At 31.4% G+C, this 1,010-nt stretch carries 1 protein-coding gene; it reads left to right on the top strand.

Going from position 1 to position 1,010, the window contains the following annotated elements; all coding sequences use genetic code 11:
• Positions 1-731, top strand: a 731-nt coding sequence (locus EZH24_RS12525) for a SpoIID/LytB domain-containing protein (RefSeq protein ID WP_137999383.1), incomplete at its 5' end; no start/stop codon positions are given.
• Between the last annotated feature and the right edge of the window lie 279 nt (positions 732-1,010).

Genomic DNA, 1,010 nt, shown 5'->3' with positions numbered 1-1,010 from the left:
TCGAAGCGTTGAAAGCTCAAGCGATTGCGGCAAGAACTTACGCTATGTTTCATATATTAAAAAATAATGGCGAGCTTCCTTACGATGTGGACAATACGACAAAATACCAAGTTTATAACGGAAAGGAAAAAATTAATTGGACGGTGGAACAGGCGGTTGACAGAACTAAATACGAAATAGCGGTTTATAACGATAAAGTGATAGCGACATATTTCAGCGCTTTATGCGGCGGACATACCGACAGCGCAAAAAATGTTTTCGGAACTGCCGTGCCTTATTTGGAAGGAGTTCAATGTCCTTATTGCAACGCTCAAATAAAAACTTGGACTAACGCTTTAAGCTATAAAGAGCTTAATAACGATTTTGCAAATTATTCGGTTAATGCCGATGAAAAATCTTCTATTGGAATAACTATGGACCCAAAATCTGGAAAAGCTACGAATATAAAAATCGATAATAACGATATTTCTTCGAGAGATTTCAGAAGCGTTCTCTCTCCAAAATTAGTGCCTTCTCTTAATTTTACGATTAATAAAATAGACAACGGTATCATAATTACGGGAAAGGGAAGCGGACATGGAGTAGGAATGTGTCAATGGGGCGCTTACGGAATGGCTCAAGTTCAAAAAGATTATAAAGAAATATTGAAGTTCTATTATAACGGAATAGATGTAGTAGATTATTATAGCTCAAATAAAAATCTCGAACCAGATATTTGGATAGAAAATTGATAATCATAAATTAAAATTTAAATTGGAAAATAATTTTTAAATTGAAAGCGTTTCATTACAATAATGAGACGCTTTTTTATTCAAAATTTTACTTGTTATTATCTGTTTGCAATGCCTGAATTATGCCAAATTCTTTCATAATTTCATTAGTTTTGTAAATTTCTTATTTTTTTTTTTTTTTTTTGATAACAATATGATTTTTTACTTGACTTTCGAGAAATAATTTACTATACTATATGTATTCAATAAATCATAGGAGATATTTATGTAGTCAAATAT

The sequence above is a fragment of the Brachyspira catarrhinii genome (assembly GCF_005518285.1).
GTDB lineage: Bacteria > Spirochaetota > Brachyspiria > Brachyspirales > Brachyspiraceae > Brachyspira > Brachyspira catarrhinii.
The sequence above is the reverse complement of the archived record's forward strand: the minus strand, read 5'-3'. Positions and strand labels throughout refer to the sequence as shown.